15 protein-coding genes are annotated in these 15066 nt (G+C 75.0%); 3 read left to right on the top strand and 12 right to left on the bottom strand.

Going from position 1 to position 15066, the window contains the following annotated elements; translation table 11 throughout:
- Positions 1-136: 136 nt before the first annotated feature.
- The 8 genes from pheT to infC form a co-directional block, all read right to left on the bottom strand.
- On the bottom strand, positions 137-2629 hold the full coding sequence (gene pheT / locus ACGFI1_RS40160) for a phenylalanine--tRNA ligase subunit beta (RefSeq protein ID WP_392792913.1): 2493 nt from the start codon (positions 2627-2629) through the stop codon (positions 137-139).
- Complete coding sequence (gene pheS / locus ACGFI1_RS40155) at positions 2629-3738, bottom strand: phenylalanine--tRNA ligase subunit alpha (protein ID WP_138635395.1); 1110 nt, start codon at positions 3736-3738, stop codon at positions 2629-2631. Before pheS ends, pheT begins: the two co-directional genes overlap by 1 nt.
- A 134-nt stretch (positions 3739-3872) precedes the next feature.
- Positions 3873-4961 (bottom strand): sensor histidine kinase, encoded by a 1089-nt coding sequence (locus tag ACGFI1_RS40150; protein WP_240807318.1) that lies wholly within the window; start codon positions 4959-4961, stop codon positions 3873-3875.
- A 255-nt stretch (positions 4962-5216) separates the two neighbouring features.
- Positions 5217-5726 carry an STAS domain-containing protein gene (locus ACGFI1_RS40145; protein ID WP_392792910.1) on the bottom strand — a complete coding sequence of 170 codons (510 nt, stop codon included), beginning with the start codon at positions 5724-5726 and terminating at the stop codon, positions 5217-5219.
- A gap of 307 nt (positions 5727-6033) precedes the next feature.
- On the bottom strand, positions 6034-6849 hold the full coding sequence (locus ACGFI1_RS40140) for a TrmH family RNA methyltransferase (RefSeq protein WP_392743004.1): 816 nt from the start codon (positions 6847-6849) through the stop codon (positions 6034-6036).
- 34 nt (positions 6850-6883) lie between these two features.
- Positions 6884-7261, bottom strand: a complete 378-nt coding sequence (gene rplT / locus ACGFI1_RS40135; protein ID WP_089327197.1) for a 50S ribosomal protein L20 — start codon at positions 7259-7261, stop codon at positions 6884-6886.
- 70 nt (positions 7262-7331) lie between these two features.
- Complete coding sequence (gene rpmI, locus ACGFI1_RS40130) at positions 7332-7526, bottom strand: 50S ribosomal protein L35 (protein ID WP_392792908.1); 195 nt, start codon at positions 7524-7526, stop codon at positions 7332-7334.
- Positions 7527-7706: 180 nt separating this feature from the next.
- On the bottom strand, positions 7707-8234 hold the full coding sequence (infC, locus tag ACGFI1_RS40125) for a translation initiation factor IF-3 (protein WP_364551780.1): 528 nt from the start codon (positions 8232-8234) through the stop codon (positions 7707-7709).
- A gap of 678 nt (positions 8235-8912) precedes the next feature.
- On the opposite strand from infC, the gene ACGFI1_RS40120 reads away from it, so the two are divergent.
- Positions 8913-9407 (top strand): NUDIX domain-containing protein, encoded by a 495-nt coding sequence (locus tag ACGFI1_RS40120; protein WP_138635399.1) that lies wholly within the window; start codon positions 8913-8915, stop codon positions 9405-9407.
- A 7-nt stretch (positions 9408-9414) separates the two neighbouring features.
- Positions 9415-10353: a carbohydrate kinase family protein gene (locus ACGFI1_RS40115; RefSeq protein ID WP_392792906.1), complete on the top strand. Its 939-nt coding sequence runs from the start codon at positions 9415-9417 to the stop codon at positions 10351-10353.
- On the opposite strand, the gene ACGFI1_RS40110 is transcribed toward ACGFI1_RS40115, so the two are convergent.
- A complete protein-coding gene (locus ACGFI1_RS40110; RefSeq protein ID WP_392792905.1) occupies positions 10329-11048 on the bottom strand; it encodes an HIT family protein in 720 nt (239 codons plus the stop codon). The genes ACGFI1_RS40115 and ACGFI1_RS40110 overlap by 25 nt on opposite strands.
- A gap of 231 nt (positions 11049-11279) precedes the next feature.
- Between ACGFI1_RS40110 and ACGFI1_RS40105 the strand changes: the two genes are divergently transcribed.
- Entirely contained in the window at positions 11280-12593 is a 1314-nt protein-coding gene (locus ACGFI1_RS40105) for a prenyltransferase/squalene oxidase repeat-containing protein (protein ID WP_392792904.1), read from the top strand.
- A 13-nt stretch (positions 12594-12606) separates the two neighbouring features.
- On the opposite strand, the gene ACGFI1_RS40100 is transcribed toward ACGFI1_RS40105, so the two are convergent.
- Genes ACGFI1_RS40100 through ruvX form a run of 3 tightly spaced genes read right to left on the bottom strand, consistent with a single transcriptional unit; the run spans position 12607 to position 15046 of the window.
- Positions 12607-13425: a shikimate dehydrogenase gene (locus tag ACGFI1_RS40100; protein ID WP_392792903.1), complete on the bottom strand. Its 819-nt coding sequence runs from the start codon at positions 13423-13425 to the stop codon at positions 12607-12609.
- Positions 13422-14591, bottom strand: coding sequence for an endolytic transglycosylase MltG (gene mltG, locus ACGFI1_RS40095; protein ID WP_386875930.1), 1170 nt, complete (start codon positions 14589-14591; stop codon positions 13422-13424). Before mltG ends, ACGFI1_RS40100 begins: the two co-directional genes overlap by 4 nt.
- Positions 14588-15046 carry a Holliday junction resolvase RuvX gene (gene ruvX, locus ACGFI1_RS40090; protein WP_138635404.1) on the bottom strand — a complete coding sequence of 153 codons (459 nt, stop codon included), beginning with the start codon at positions 15044-15046 and terminating at the stop codon, positions 14588-14590. The genes mltG and ruvX overlap by 4 nt, the downstream gene beginning before the upstream one ends.
- Positions 15047-15066: the final 20 nt, after the last annotated feature.

Genomic DNA, 15066 nt, shown 5'->3' with positions numbered 1-15066 from the left:
ACACCCCCCCCAAAAACACCCCCCCCCCCCCCCCCCCCCCCCCCCCCCCCCCCGACCCCCCCCCCCCCCCCCCCCCCCCCCCCCGGCCCCCCCCCCCCCCCCCCCCCCCCCCCCCCCCCCCCCCCCCCCGGACGCGTCAGGCGCCGCGCAGGACGGCTCCGGTGCGCTCGGACGCCACCGCCACGGCGGAGTCGCGGGCCTGCGACGCCTCCTCGGCGGTCAGCGTGCGGTCCGGGGCGCGGAACCGCAGCGAGTACGCCAGCGACTTGCGGCCCTCCCCCGCCTGCTCGCCCGTGTAGACGTCGAACAGCCGGATCGCCTCCAGCAGGTCGCCGGCGCCGTCGCGCAGCGCCGACTCGACATCGGCTGCGGGCACCCCGGCGTCGACGACCAGCGCGACGTCCTGCGTCGCGACCGGGTAGGACGACACGTGCGGCGCGCGGACGGAGACCGGCTCGCCCAGGCGGCGCAGCTCCAGCTCCATCGCGCACGACCGCGCCGGCAGCCCGTACGCCTTGGTGACGCGCGGGTGCAGCTCGCCGGCGTGGCCGACCAGGGTGTCGCCCGCGTACAGCGCGGCGCAGCGGCCCGGGTGCCAGGGCGCGTGCTGGTCGGCCTTCGCCGTCAGCTCCACCCCGACCTCGCGGGCCACCGTGCGGGCGGCCTCGATCGCATCCGCCCACAGCGCCGGGCGGCCCTCGCCCCACCAGCCGGCCGGCTCCCGGTCGCCGGACAGCACGACCGCCACCCGGTGCGGCTGGTCGGGCAGCGCGGCCTCCAGCTCGGCGATCTCCTCGGCCGTCGGGCCGCGGTCGACCGCGAGGCGCGGCGCGCGGTCCGGGGCGTCCGGACGGGGCCGGAACACCACGCCCAGCTCGAACAGCGCGGTGTCGCCGAAGCCGCGCCCCACGTTGAGCGCCAGCGCCTTCAGCAGGCCCGGCAGCAGCGTGGTGCGCAGCAGCGGCTCCTGCTCCGACATCGGGTTGGCGAGCCGCAGCGTCCGCCGCCGCGCGTCGTCGGCCGGGAGCTGGAGGCCGTCCAGGTCCTTCTCGGCGATGAACGGGAAGGCCAGCGCCTCCACGTAGCCCGCGCCGGCGAGGGCGCGGCCGACGCGGCGGCGCACCCGCTGGTGCGGGGTCAGGCCCTGCCCGGCGGCCGGGCGTGGCGCCCGCGCCGGGATGTCCTCGTAGCCTTCGAGGCGGATGACCTCCTCGGCGAGGTCGGCGGGATCCGTCAGGTCGGGGCGCCACGACGGCGGCGTCACCGTCAGCACGTCCTCGCCGGCGACCGCGCAGCCGACCTGCTCCAGCCTGCGGACGACCGCGTCCCGCCCGTAGGAGACGCCCGCGACCTTGTCGGGGTGCCCCGCCGGCATCGTGATCTCGACGCGCTCGACCGGGGCCTCCGCGTGCGTCACCCCCGGCACGACCTCCGCGCCGCCGAGCTCGGCGAGCAGCCGGACCGCCCGGTAGGAGGCGTACAGCGGCAGCTCGCGGTCGACGCCGCGCTCGAAGCGGTGCGACGCCTCGCTGTGCAGCCGGTGCCGGCGGCTCATCCGGGCGGTGCCCATCGCGTCGAAGTGCGCGGCCTCGATGACCATGTCGGACGACCGGTCGTCGATCTCGGTGGCGAGCCCGCCCATCGTGCCGGCCATCGAGATCGGCCCCGACGCGTCGGTGATGAGGATGTCGTCGGGGTCGAGGGTCCGCTGGACGTGGTCGAGCGTCTCCAGCTTCTCGCCGGGGGCGGCGCGCCGCACCACGATCGGGCCGGTGAGCTTGCTCCGGTCGAAGGCGTGCAGCGGCTGGCCGAGCTCCAGCATCAGGTAGTTGGTGATGTCGACGGCGAGCGACACCGGCCGCATCCCGGCGCGGTGCAGGCGGACCCGCATCCACATCGGGGTCTCGGCGTCCGGGTCGAACCCGCGCACCTCCCGCAGCACGAACCGGTCGCACGCGGACGGATCACCGATGCTCGCCGGGTACGCCCCCCCGCCGCCGCCCGGTCCGTCCTCGGCGGGGAGCTCCACGTCGGCCGGGTCCTTGAAGGGGACGCCGTAGGCGGTGGCGGCCTCGCGGGCGATGCCGCGGATCGACAGGGCGTAGCCGCGGTCGGGCGTGACGGCGATGTCGAGGACGTCGTCGCGCAGCCCGAGCAGCTCCACCGCGTCCGCGCCGACCGGCGCGTCCGGCGGCAGGACGAGGATGCCGCTGTGGTCGTCGCCGATGCCGAGCTCGTTGACCGAGCAGATCATGCCCTCGGACAGGTGCCCGTAGGTCTTGCGGGCGCCGATCTCGAACCCGCCGGGCAGCACCCCGCCGGGCAGGATCACCACGACGCGGTCGCCGGCCGCGAAGTTGGTCGCGCCGCACACGATGTTCTGCGGCTCGCCGGTGCCGTTGGCGTCGCCGACGTCCACCTGGCAGTAGCGGATCGGCTTCTTGAAGCCGGTCAGGTCCTCGAACGCCAGCACCTCGCCGACGACCAGCGGGCCGGCGATGTCGGCGCCGGCCTGCTCGACGGTCTCGACCTCCAGGCCCGCCGCGATCAGCTCCGCGGCGAGGGCGCGGCCCGTGACGCCGGCGGGCAGCTGGACGTACTCGCGCAGCCAGGAAAGCGGGGCCCGCATCAGATCTCCATCCCGAACGGGAGGGTGAACCGGACGTCGCCCTCCACCATGTCGTACATGTCCTCCACGCCGTGCCGGAACATCAGCGTCCGCTCGACGCCCAGCCCGAACGCCCAGCCGCTGTAGCGGTCCGCGTCGACGCCGCACGCCACCAGCACCCGCGGGTTGACCATGCCGCAGCCGCCGAGCTCGATCCAGCCCTCCGAGCTGCACGTCCGGCACGGGTCGCCGCCCGGCTCCGCGGACGCGCCGCGGCACACGAAGCACTGCATGTCCACCTCGGCGGACGGCTCGGTGAACGGGAAGTACGACGGCCGGAACCGGGTCTTCAGCCCCGCGCCGAACATCCCGGTGACGAACGCGTCGATGCCGCCGCGCAGATCGGCCATGGTCAGGCCCTCGTCGACCGCGAGCCCCTCCAGCTGGTGGAAGACGGGGCTGTGGGTGGCGTCCAGCTCGTCGGTGCGGAACGTGCGGCCCGGCGCGACCACGTACACCGGCAGCTCCCGCGACAGGAGCGACCTGATCTGCATCGGCGAGGTGTGCGTGCGCATCACCAGGCCGGACCCCTCCGACTCCACGAAGAACGTGTCCTGCATGGTGCGGGCCGGGTGGTCGGGCAGGAAGTTGAGCGCGTCGAAGTTGTACCACTCCGCCTCGACCTCGGGGCCTTCGGAGACCTCGAAGCCCATGGAGACGAAGACGTCGGCCATCCGCTCCTGCATCGTGGTCAGCGGGTGGCGGGCGCCGCGCGGGGCCCGGTCCCACGGGAGGGTGACGTCGACGGTCTCCTCGACGAGGACGCGCTGGTCGCGCTCCTCCTCCAACTCCGCCTGGCGCTCCTTCAGCGCCTTGGACACCGCGCCGCGGGCGGCGCCGATGCGCTTGCCGGCGTCGGCGCGGGCGGCGGGCGGCAGCGCGCCGATCTCGCGGTTGGCGAGGGCCAGCGGGGAACGGTCGCCGGCGTGCGCCAGGCGTACCTGCTTCAGCGCGTCGAGGTCGGCGGCCGCGGCGATCGCCGCGAGCGCCTCCGTGCGGGCCCGCTCCAGCTCCTCGGGCTGCAGCGCGGACACCTCGACGGGGTCATAGGACTTGTTGGGTGCAGACATGGTGGTGTGATCGACTCCGGTCGGCGTGGGACGCCCGCAGTCTAGTGCGCGGGCGGTGGGGATCCGGAAAGCGTGCGCGTGACGCGCTGGCCCGACCAGGGGCCCGGTGCCGTGCCGTGGCGGCGGCGCGCCGCTCAGCCGGCGTAGTCGGGGGCCCCTGCGGGCACGGTAAATCGGAACTCGGCGCCGCCGCCGGGCGCCCGCCGCACGGTGATCACGCCGCCGTGCGCCTCGACCAGGCCCTTGACGATGTAGAGCCCGAGGCCGGTGCCGCCGCGGCGGTTGCCGCCGGGGCCGCGCCAGAACTGCCGGAAGACGCGCTGGGCGGCCTCGGGCGGTATGCCCTCGCCCTCGTCGCGTACCGACACGGCGGCTCCCTCCCCATGCGCGTCCGGCTCCACCACGATTGTGACGGTACCCGCTCCGTGCCGCACCGCGTTTTCCACAAGGTTGCCGAGGATCTGGTCCATCTTGTCGGGATCGAGCCACATCTCGGGCAGCGCGCCGCGCGCCTCGAACCGGAACCGGTCCTCCGGGTCGCCGGCCGCGACCCGGCCCGCGATGACCTTGCGGACCTCCTCGGGCAGGTCGACGACCTGGCGGCGCATCTCCAGCCGGCCCGCCTCGATGCGGGACACGTCCAGCAGCTCGGTGATCAGCCGGGTGACGCGGTCGGCGTCGGCGTTGACCGTCTCCAGCATGACGCGCTTCTGGTCGTCGTTGAAGCGGTGCCACTTGGCCAGCAGCGTCGCGGTGAAGCCCTTCACGCTGGTCAGCGGGGAGCGCAGCTCGTGCGCCACGGTGGAGACGAGGTCGGCGCGGTCGCGCTCCTGGCGGGCGCGGTGCACGGCGTCGCGCAGCGACACGGTGAACCGTTCCACCCGGCCCCGCTCGTCGCGCCGGTAGGCGGCCGTCACCAGGACCTCGGTGCCGCCGGGCAGGAACAGCACGCGCTCGGGGTGGCGGGTGCGGGTGCGCAGGCCCTCATACGGGGCCAGGCACTTCCACCAGTCGCGCCCCTCGGCATCGTGCAGCGGCAGGACGTCGCGGAAGTCGCGGCCGACGGCGGACTCGGCGCGGACACCGGTGATCCGCGCGGCGGCGGCGTTGAACACCATCACGCGGGCGTCCCGGCCGGCGACCAGCAGCCCGTCGGGCAGGTCGTCCGCGGCGTCCCACTCGGTGCCCGCCGCGTTCCCTCGCCCGGGCACGCGCGCGGCCACGAGAGGGGACTCCTCTCCGCCCACAGCGGCCTCCAGAACACCGTTGAGAACGCGGCCTGTCGAAAAGAGACTCTAGCCGGAGTCGGCCATCTTGCGGGACCCGGAAACCGCCCGGCGGCAAGGCATCTGTAGCCTCCCGGGCGGGGTGCCGCCCCGCCCGCGGGCGGCCTCACCAGCCCGGACCGGCGCCCCTCCCGCGGCGGCCGGGCCGGGTTCCTGACCCGGGGTCCTGACCGAAACCCGGGCCCGGGTCCGTCAGCGGGACCCCGCCGACGGGCCGTAGCCCGCGCAGGCGACGTCGCCCCCGGCGCTGATCGCGAACAGCCGGTGCAGCCCGGTGATGCGGAGCAGCCGCAGCTGGGCGGGCCGGACCCCGGTCAGCGCGATCTCGCCGCCGTCCGCCGCGATCTGGTTGTGCGCGGCGACCAGCGCGCCGAGCCCGGCCGCGTCGCAGAACGGGACGGCGCTGAAGTCGGCCACCAGCCGGCGCGGGCCCGTACCGGGCAGCCGGCCGTGCAGCTCGACGAGCCCGTCGCGCAGCGCGCCCGCGGTGCGCAGGTCGATCTCCCCGGCCACGGTCACGACGGCCGTGTCACCGCGGACCCGGGCGACCTCGATCCGCAGCCCGGCGGCCCCGGCGGAGGGCGCGGAGCCGGCCGCGGCGGGCGCCCCGCCCGGGGCGCGGCCCGCGACCGCGCCCGCCCGGCACCGCACCTCCGGCGCGCGCCGGCCCGCCCTCCCGGCGGGTCTGGTCCCCTCGGTCATCACGTTCGCCCCCACTCTGCACGGCGTCCTCGCCGCCCCTGGTCAACGCCCTGGTCAACGCACTGATCAACACGGTAGGGACGGGCCCGGGACGGCGTAATCCCCCGCCGGTCCCCACCCCGCCTCCTACCTGCGGACGAGCCGCACGGCCGCGGCGGGCCCCCGCCCGCCGCGCATGCGCGGTCCATCCTCCCAGCTCACCGGCCGGACAGCGGCGCCGAACGCGACCGCTTGCGGCCATCCGATCACAGAATGCAGTGAACCGCCGCGACCTCCCGCCCGTACGGGCCGGAAAGGTGCGGAGGCGTCACATGTCGCGCTGGGCGCGCGCCGAGGCGTAGAGGCATACGGCCGCGGCCGTCGCCAGGTTCAGGCTCTCGGCACGGCCGTAGATGGGCACGCGCACGACCTCGTCCACGTGCCGGAGGATCTCGTCGGGCAGGCCCCAGGCCTCGTTCCCGAACACCCACGCCGTGGGGCGCGCGAGCAGCCCCGCGTCGATCGCGTCGTCGAGGGTGCGGTCGCCCGCGCCGTCGGCGGCGAGGACGCTCAGCCCCGCGCCCTTCAGCTCGGGGATCAGCGTGTCGAACCGCGGGCCGGTGACGACCGGCAGGTGGAACAGGCTGCCCGCCGAGGCCCGCACGCACTTGCCGTTGTAGGGGTCGACGGACGCGTCGGTGAACACGACCGCCTCCGACCCGGCCGCGTCGGCGGTGCGCAGCACCGTGCCCGCGTTGCCGGGATCGCGGACGTGCGCGAGGACGGTCACCAGCCGGGGCCGGGCTTGCAGGGCCGTGGCGAGCGGGACGTCGACGAACTCGCAGACCGCGAGCAGCCCCTGCGGGGTGACGGTCTGCGCCAGCTCCGCCATGACCTCGCCGCTGACCCGCAGCACTGGCGCGCCGGCGCGCTCGGCCGCGGCGATCAGCTCGGGGTGGCGGGCCTCCGCCTCGGCGGTGGTGAACAGCTCGGCGAGGCCGCCGGGGATCTCCAGCGCCTCCCGGACCGCCTGCGGCCCCTCGGCGAGGAACCGGTTCTCGCGGCGCCGGAAGGCTCGCTTGGCGAGCCGCCGAGCGGACTTCACCCGTGGTGATCGGAGGGAGGTCAGCTCGCGGCCCGCCATGTCGCCGTACTCGCCCGTATGCCGGTCGCCCGGCTCAGGCCGCCTCCGAACCCTCGGTGGGGAGGGCGTCCTTGGCGACCTGGACGAGCGCGGCGAACGCCGCGGCGTCGTTGACGGCCAGCTCGGCGAGCATGCGGCGGTCGACCTCGACCTCCGCGGCCTTCAGGCCCTGGATGAACCGGTTGTAGGTGATGCCGTTGGCGCGGGCCGCGGCGTTGATCCGCTGGATCCACAGCCGACGGAACTGGCCCTTGCGGTCCTTGCGGTCCCGGAAGGCGTAGGTCATCGAGTGGAGCTGCTGCTCCTTGGCCTTGCGGTACAGGCGCGAACGCTGACCGCGGTAGCCGCTCGACCGCTCCAGGACGACCCGACGCTTCTTGGCGGCGTTGACTCCCCGCTTGACGCGTGCCACGTGCTGACTCCTTCGTGGGGGGCCGGGCCGTGCTTGGCCTCGGCCGGTCGCTGATGTTCCTGGTCGAGTGCTACTTGCGCAGCAGCTTCTTGATGTTCTTGGCGTCGACGTCGGCCACCACGGCCGGGCCGGACAGGCGGCGCGTCCGCTTGGTGGGCTTGTGCTCGAGCAGGTGGTTCTTGTTGGCGCGGCGGCGCATCACCTTGCCGGAGCCGGTCAGCTTGAAGCGCTTCTTGGCACCGCTGTGGGTCTTCGTCTTCGGCATGGTCGCCGTCGTCTCCCTCGTTCCCGGCCCCCGTGCTCCCGCACGGGGGCGCGCCTGATCGGCGCTCCGCACGGGGCTCCGTGGGGCGCCGGGTCAGGCTTCAATGTACGTGCGCCGCGACCCCGCTCAGCCGCGAGGTCGCGGTGTCGGGGCCGCCGCTGGGCCGGTCCCGGGCGGCCGTCAGGCGGTCTCGGTCTCCTGCCCGCGGGCCGCCTTCTTCTTGTGCGGACCGATCACCATGATCATATTCCGGCCGTCCTGCTTGGGGCGCGACTCGACGAAGCCGAGGTCCTCGACGTCGTCGGCGAGCCGCTGCAGGAGCCGGTACCCGAGCTCGGGGCGGGACTGCTCACGACCACGGAACATGATCGTGACCTTCACCTTGTCCCCGGCCTTCAGGAACCGCACCACGTGACCCTTCTTGGTCTCGTAGTCGTGCGGGTCGATCTTCGGGCGGAGCTTGATCTCCTTGATGACCGTGTGCGCCTGGTTCTTCCGCGCCTCACGCGCCTTCATCGCGGACTCGTACTTGAACTTGCCGTAGTCCATGAGCTTCGCGACGGGCGGACGCGCGGTGGGCGCCACCTCGACGAGGTCGAGGTCCGACTCACGCGCGAGTTCAAGGGCCTTGGCGATGGGCACTATGCCCACCTGTTCGCCGTTCGGGCCGACGAGCCGGACCTCGGGCACGCGAATGCGGTCGTTGATACGCGGTTCGGCGCTGATGAGACCTCCTTGGGGCCGTTCTCAAGTTCGTTGGACCGGTCGTACCCCGAGGCTTCCACGAGAAAAGCCCCGCACGACTCACGCACGGGGCCACCTTCGGTCTCCCTGGACGGACGGACCGTCCGGGGACGACGGCGCGACGGGCACGCGGTGCCCGTTCGCCGGACCGAAACCCACCGGCCTTGGGTCTGGAGAGTCCCCAGATGGGTACCGCGGGCTTCGGCGAAGCCGCCCAGGTGGGCGGCGTGCACGGTCCGCGGCCTCGGCCGGTCAGGTGGGAGGTGGCCTCCGCTTGAGCGCCCGGCGCACACCATCGCTTGGATCGCGCGCACTGGGCCGGTCGACCACCAAGAATACCACCTCCGGGGGCCGCCCGGAGCAAGCCTCGCCCGCTCCCGCCGGGCGTTTCCGCTCCCGCCGCCCCGGCGGGCTCGGGCCCCGATGAGTACGCCTTGGTGAGGTACGACACCCTCCTCAACAGTGTCGAGGCCCCGGCCATTCCCCGGCCGGCCCCGCCGCGTGCGCGGTCCCGAACGGTGGGGGCGGGCGGGGAGGTGAGGGTGTTGTGGCCCGGCGGGCGTCTCGGCCCGCGGGGCGGTCGTTGTTACGGTGGAGCGGAGACGGCCCCGTGGGGCCGGCACCAGGGAGGTTGTTCCCGCGATGCCCCCGGTCGACGCCGGCGCCGCCGGCCCCCTCACCTCGCTGGCGCCCATCGCGCTGCAGTTCGCGCAGAAGGCGTTCATCGTGTCCGGCGGGCGGCTGCTGCTGGTCCGCAAGTCCGCGTCCGACCCGTTCCAGCCGGGCCGCTGGGAGGTGCCCGGCGGGCGCCTGGAGGTGGCCGCCGACCTCGATCTCGACGACCACATCCGGCGGGAGGTCTGGGAGGAGGTCGGCCTCAAGATCGATCCGGGGCCGCCGTTCCACCTGTGGCAGTGGTTCATGCCCGACCGCGGCGGGCCGCGCGGCGCACGGGTGCGGGTGGTCGCGGCGGCGCGTCGCTGCCGGCCGGTGACCCTGGACGCGACCCTCGGCAACCAGGACGCGGGCGACCACCTGGACGGCTGCGCCTGGGTGCCGCTGGCGGAGATCGGCGGGTACGACCTCATCCCGAGCCTACGCCCGGTGATGCGGGCGTTCCTGGCGGCGGCCCGCTGACGGCCGCGTGGTCCCGCCGCGTTCGCCCGCCGAGTGGCCGGGCCTGGACGGCGCGGCCGAGCGCCGGTTCGCGCTGCTCGTGATCGGCGACGCGGGCATCGAGGTCCGCGCGTCGCTGCCGGACGTCCGGTTCGCCGGCCTGCGGGCCGACCGGCTCTGCTACGCCCCGGCGCGCGCGGTGGTCGCGGGGACGGCGGTCAACCTCGCGCGGTGCGCGGTCCGCCACTTCCGCCGGGTGGGGGTGCTGGCGAAGATCGGCGACGACGCGTACACCCCGGTCGTCCGACAGGAGCTGCGGAGCATCGGCGCGGCCGACCACCTGCGGGTCGAGGAGGGCGCGCCGAACGGCGTGTCGGTGATGCTGCGCGACCGGCCGCGCGGCGACGGGCCGGGCGTGCGGCTCCTGGTCGTCCAGGACGAGCCGCCCGGACGCCGCCTCACCGCGGCGGAGGTCGCGGCGGCGGCCCCCGCGATCGCGGCCGCGGACGTGCTGGCGCTCGACGGCTACTCGGTGCTGTCCCCGGTCTCGCGCGCGGCGCTGGAGGAGGCGGCGCGCATCGCGGGCGCGGCGGGAACGCGGGTCGCCTTCGACCTCGTCCCGCATGACATCGACGCTCGCCTGCCCGCGGCGGACGTGCTGCCGGTGCTGGCCCGCGCCGACCTGGTCTTCTCCGAGGCGCACACGCTGGCGCGCCTGCTCGGGCAGCCGCCGCCGACAGGCGGGGAGGCGCCGCGCGGGCTGCTGCCCGTGCTGGACGGCGCCGTGCCGGGGCGTCCGCTATGGCTGCTGCGGTTCGGGCCTACGTCCTTGGAGCGGGTACTCGCCTACCGGCGGGGACGGCTGCTGATGGAGTACCCCACCGGCTACCGGGACGGCGTGGAGCGCGCGGGTTTCGGGGACCGGCTGGCCGCGTGCGAGCTCTACTGGTGGCTCTCGGGCGGGTGATCACCGCCCGGCGGGAGCCCCTTGTGGGCGGCGCGCAGCGCCGTAAGCGTGCGCAGGAAGCGCCGCCTGCTGGCGGGGAGGCCGAACGTCTCCTGCCAGCGCCAGGCTTCGTCCGCCCCGGCGGCCGTGAGGGCGACCGTCGCGGCCCGGCGCAGGAGCTGGCTCTCGGCGCCGTCCCCCGGGTGGACGGTCATGGCGCCGGCCTCCTCGATCAGCAGGTAGGACCGGCTGGCGCGGAGGCGGGCCCGGAGGACGGCCCGGTCGGCGGGCGTCCCGGGGCGGCCCCAGCCCTCGACCACGGCGCGGACGCCGGGAGTCCCCGGCAGCAGGTGCCAGTGCGCGTGGTCGATGCACGCGCCGCCGCCCTGCGGGGTCGCGGGCCCGTGCTCGAACAGCACCAGTTCAGCGCTGCCATAGGCGGCGCGGTAGAGCCCGGCGACGCGGTCGCGCCACCGCAGCGCCCGCGCCCACATCCGCGGGCGGAACTCCCCCGCAGAGGCGTAGTGGTCGCGGGTCACCAGCAGGACGTGGCCCTCGGCGAGGGGCGCCACGTCCGGGATGAGCAGGAAGTCGCGGTCGCGGGCGATCACACCGGTCTCGCCCGGCAGATCGGCCATGCCGTTGAAGCGGAACCGCAGGGGCGGGCACAGGACGCAGTCGTGACCGGGCTCGCGCCACGCCGTCGGCTCGGCCAAGCCTCCTCCAGCACCAGGGGGACGGGGGCATCCGCTCTCCCTCCAGCGTGCCCGCCGCCCGGCCCGGGCGATCTGTGCGGCCGGGGCCACATAGCTGGCACCCGCGGGGTACAAAGCCTGCCCTTACGGGAACAAAAAGGAATAAAGAACAACGAACAACACCGAAAAAGAGTGAACCAGAGACCCCCGCCTTTCCGGCCGGCCCTCCGCGCCGGCGCCCCGCTCATCGACATGGCCGTCCTCGAGACCCGGCTGAACGAATCGCTCGACGTGCTGCGCGACACCTACGCGCCCGCGCTTGGCTCCGGCGGCGGCTGGTACCACGAGCTGGCGCGGCCCGAGCCCGGCACCACCGCGACGGCGCTCGGGCTGCTGGCCTTCACCGAGGCGGGACGCCCCTTCGAGCACTTCGACGCCGGCCTCGCCTTCCTCGCCGCCCGGCAGACCCGCTCCCGCGACGCGCTGCGCGACGGCGGCTGGGCCACCAAGACCAGCCTCGGCATGCCGGTCGTGGAGGCGACCGGCTGGATCGCCCGGTTCCTCGCCCGCGCCCGCTGCGACCTGCGCGAGGACGCCCCCGACACCCGGCGCGCCTACCGGTGGCTGCTGCGCAACCAGAACCCCGACGGCGGCTGGGGCTCGCTGCGCGGCTGCCCGTCCCGGGTGTGGCTGACCTGCCTGGCGCTGCGCGCGCTCAGCCAGCTCAACCCCTACGACCCGGCGGTCGACCGGGGCGTGGAGTGGCTGACCGCCGACCGGACCGCGCACCGTCCCGGCTGGGGGCCGACCCCCGACTCCCCGCCCACCGTCACCCACACCGCGTTCGCGCTGGTGACCCTGGCCGAGGCGCGCCCGGAACTGCGGACCGAGCGGCTGCTGGACGCCTACGACTGGCTGCTGGAGCACCTCGACCCCGACGACGACCACACCTGGATCGAGACCTACGACGTCTCCCCGCACGGCGCCGGCGCGGGCCCCGCCGAGCACGGCGCGGACTCCGACCCGGTCTGGCGGCTGGCCCTGTGGCACTACGGGCTGCCCATCGCGCTCACCGCGCTGCTGAAGGACCCGCGCGGCCCGCACGGGCCCGTCGTCGCCCGGGCGTTCCGGACGCTGGCGCGCAGCGAGTTCGCCGACCCGCGCCGCAACGGCCACCCGGGCGGCGGGCGCACGTCGCTGTGGACGCTGTGGTGGCGGCTGGAGACGCTGATCGCGCTGCGCCGCGTCCCACTCGCCGGGGCCGCCGACCTCCTGCACTGGCTGCCGGACGCGACCGTCGTGCAGCGGTCGCACGCGCGGGAGCGGACGCTGGCCGAGCTGCTGCCGCGGCGCCGGCTCGTCGACCCGGTGGGCCTCGCCCGGCGGCACTGGGCGGCGTTCCTGCTGAGCCTCGTGTGCGCGGCCAGCGCGCTCGGCGTCACCGCGGGCCTGTGGGGCTGGAAGGACTTCTGGCTGAGCGTGATCCTGCCGGTCGTCCTCACCGGCATCGACGAGTCGGTGAAGCGGCGCCGCACCCCGCGCGGCCCGCCGCCCGCACCGCCGTGAGCGGCGGGCGGCTTCAGGCGCGGCGGGCCAGCTCGGCCTCCCCGGCGGCGCGCATCGCCGCCACCGGGACGTCCGCGCGGCCCGTCATCAGCTCCACCTGCCGGACGGCCTGGTGCAGCAGCATCGCGAAGCCGCCGACAACCGTCCCGCCGGCCCGCTCCACCGCCGCCGCGAGCGCCGTGGGCCACGGCGCGTACACCACGTCGAACAGCGCCGCGCACGACCCGGCGACGGGCTCGGCGAGCGCGTCGGCCGCGCGCCCCGGCAGCGTCGACACCACCAGGTCGGCCGGCAGGTGCGCGGCGACCCGGTCCAGCGGCACGACCCGGACCGCGAGGCCGAACCGCTCCCCCACCTCGGCGGCGCCGGCGGCGCGCTCGGGGGTCCGCGCCGCGAGCACCGCCTCCGCCGTGCCGAGCCGGGCGAGCGCGGCCAGCGCGGACGCCGCGGTCGCGCCGCCGCCCAGCACCAGCACCGACGGCGGGGCCTTCACGCCCGCCTCGGTCAGCGCGGTCTCGATGCCGTGCACGTCGGTGTTGTCGGCGTGCCGCCGCCCGTCCCGCAGGACGAGCGTGTTCGCGCCGCCGATCCGCGCCGCGAGGTCGGTCACCGTGTCGGCGAGGTCGAGCGCGACCCGCTTGAGCGGCATGGTCAGCGACAGGCCCGCCCATTCGGGGCCGAGGCCGTCCAGCAGTGCGGCGAGGCCGTCCTCGCCGCACTCGACCGCCTCGTAGGTCCAGCCGTCCAGGCCCATCGCCGCGTACGCCGCGCGGTGCAGCACCGGGGACAGCGAATGCGCGACCGGCGACCCCAGCACCGCGGCGCGGGTCACTGGCCCGGGTTCTTGCGCTGCCACTCCCGGAACTCCTCCTCGATCTTCACCCGCTCGGCCTCCGTCGTGGCGAACTTGGTGATCTTGTTGGTCGGGTCGGTGGCGATGAAGAACAGCCACGTCCCGTCCTCGGGGTTCAGCGCCGCGTCGATCGCGTCCGGTCCGGGGTTGGAGATCGGGCCGGGCGGCAGGCCGGCGTGCAGGTAGGTGTTGTAGGGCGACGCGATCTCCAGGTCCTTCTCGGTGACCGTCAGCCGCCGCTCGTTCAGCGCGTACAGCACCGTGGTGTCGAACTGCAGCTTCATGCCCTTCTCCACCCGGTTGTAGATCACCCGGGAGATCTTGGGCAGGTCGCTGGGCTTGCCGCCCTCGGCCTGGACGAGGCTGGCGAGCGTGATGACCGTCGCCGGGTTCAGCTTCGCCTCGCGGGCCTTGGCGACGAGGTCGCTGCTGCGCGCCTCCTCGTTGAACCGCGCGATCATCTGCTTCAGGATCTGCTCGGCCGAACCGTTCGGGTCGAGGTCGTAGCGGCCCGGGAACAGGTAGCCCTCCACCTTGCCCTTGGCGTACGACGGCAGCCCGAGCGCCTTGCCCTTCTTCGCGGCCGCCTGGAACTCCTTGACGGTGATCCCGGTCTTCTTCGCCAGCAGCTCGTACGTCTCGATCGCCCGCTTGCCCTCCGGGATCGTGATCTGGTTCCCGGCCCGCGACTTCGGGTTCAGCAGCAGCGACATCGCCGCGGCCGACGACATCTTCCGCCGCATCTGGTAGAAGCCCGGCTGGATGCTGGAGGCCCGCGTCTCCTTGGTGTAGACCTTCACGAACGCGCGGGCGCTCTTGACCACGCTGTGCTCCTCCAGCGTCGCGCCGATCACCGAGCCGCTGGCGCCCTCCTTGATCTGGACCGTGACCTTGCCGGTGCCCTGGCCCTCGTAGTCCGGCGGGTTCTGCTTGTTGTCGAGCCACGCGTACCCGAGAACGCCGCCGGTGCCGAACACCGCCACCAGGAACGCCATCGCGAACAGCGCCGCGGCGCGGCCGTTGCGGCGGCGCCGCTTCTGCCGCGTGCGGACGCGCCGCTGGTCGCGCCGGCCGCGCCGCTGCGGCGGCCGGCCGTCCCCGTACGGATCGCGGTGCGGGTCTGAGAACAGGTCCAAGTCGTTCATGAGCTCCCCCGGACGATCTCCCCTGGGGGGTTGCCCGTCAACCGTTCCGCGTCGAGCGCGGCCTGCAGCAGCACCGCCGCGGCGGCCTGGTCGACGACCTTGCGGCGCGCCTGGCCGTGCACGCCGCCGGCCCGCAGCCCGCTCTCGGCGGTGACGGTGGTGAGCCGCTCGTCGTGCAGCCGGACCGCCCCCGGGGGGAGGCGGTCGGCGAGCCGCGACGCGAACTTGCGCGCCGACACCGCCGCCGGGCCCTCCCGGCCCGACAGCGACGTCGGCAGGCCGACGACGACCTCGATCGCCTCGTACTCGGCGGCGAGCGCCACGAGCCGGTCGACGTCGCCCTTCCCGCTCTTCACGGTCTCCAGCGGGGAGGCGAGGATTCCCCCGGGGTCGCACTTGGCGACCCCCACCCGCACGCTCCCCACATCGACCCCGAGCCGCACGCCCTGCCTCATGGCGCCGGCTCCGGTCGCAT

It is taken from the genome of Actinomadura geliboluensis (genome assembly GCF_043197915.1).
Classification (GTDB): Bacteria; Actinomycetota; Actinomycetes; order Streptosporangiales; family Streptosporangiaceae; genus Spirillospora; species Spirillospora geliboluensis.
This window is presented reverse-complemented; position numbering and strand designations above follow the sequence as displayed.